1 protein-coding gene is annotated in these 1,159 nt (G+C 47.3%); it reads left to right on the top strand.

Annotated elements, in window-relative coordinates; all coding sequences use genetic code 11:
- Nucleotides 1-1,149: elongation factor Tu (gene tuf / locus L5M51_RS22700; protein WP_113941600.1), on the top strand; the 1,149-nt coding region annotated here is incomplete at its 5' end.
- Nucleotides 1,150-1,159: the final 10 nt, after the last annotated feature.

Here is a 1,159-nt window from a genome sequence, read left to right as displayed (position 1 = left end):
GTAAACGTGGGCACCATTGGTCACGTTGACCATGGTAAAACCACACTGACTGCAGCTATCTCTCACGTACTGGCTAAGACCTACGGTGGCGAAGCTAAAGACTTCTCTCAAATCGATAACGCTCCAGAAGAGCGTGAGCGCGGTATTACGATCAATACCTCTCACATCGAATATGACACGCCTTCACGTCACTACGCACACGTAGACTGCCCAGGCCACGCTGACTATGTTAAAAACATGATCACTGGTGCTGCACAGATGGACGGCGCGATTCTAGTAGTTGCCTCTACAGACGGTCCAATGCCACAGACTCGTGAGCACATCCTGCTTTCTCGTCAGGTTGGCGTACCTTTCATCATCGTGTTCATGAACAAATGTGACATGGTAGATGACGAAGAGTTACTGGAATTGGTTGAAATGGAAGTGCGTGAACTTCTGTCAGAATACGATTTCCCAGGTGATGATTTACCAGTAATCCAAGGTTCAGCTCTGAAGGCCCTAGAAGGTCAACCAGAGTGGGAAGCTAAGATCCTTGAATTAGCCGCAGCACTGGATTCTTACATTCCAGAACCACAACGTGATATCGATAAGCCGTTCCTACTGCCAATCGAAGACGTATTCTCAATTTCAGGCCGTGGTACAGTAGTTACTGGTCGTGTTGAGCGTGGTATTGTTAAAGTGGGTGACGAAGTTGAAATCGTTGGTGTTCGCACAACGACTAAAACAACGTGTACTGGTGTAGAAATGTTCCGTAAACTGCTTGACGAAGGTCGTGCAGGCGAGAACTGTGGTGTGTTATTACGTGGTACTAAGCGTGATGACGTAGAACGTGGTCAAGTATTGGCTAAACCAGGTTCAATCAACCCACACACCACTTTTGAATCAGAAGTTTATGTTCTGTCAAAAGAAGAAGGCGGACGTCACACTCCATTCTTCAAAGGCTACCGTCCACAGTTCTACTTCCGTACAACTGACGTAACCGGTACTATCGAACTGCCAGAAGGCGTAGAGATGGTAATGCCTGGCGACAACATCAAAATGGTAGTGACTCTGATTTGCCCAATCGCGATGGACGAAGGTTTACGCTTCGCAATCCGTGAAGGTGGTCGTACAGTTGGTGCTGGTGTAGTAGCTAAAATCATCGCTTAATTGCGATAGA

Origin of the sequence: Shewanella sp. SM73 (assembly GCF_025653795.1) — a bacterium.
Taxonomy (GTDB): Bacteria; Pseudomonadota; Gammaproteobacteria; order Enterobacterales; family Shewanellaceae; genus Shewanella; species Shewanella oncorhynchi.
Note: the sequence above shows the minus strand (reverse complement) of the source record. Positions and strands in the feature narration are given on the sequence as shown.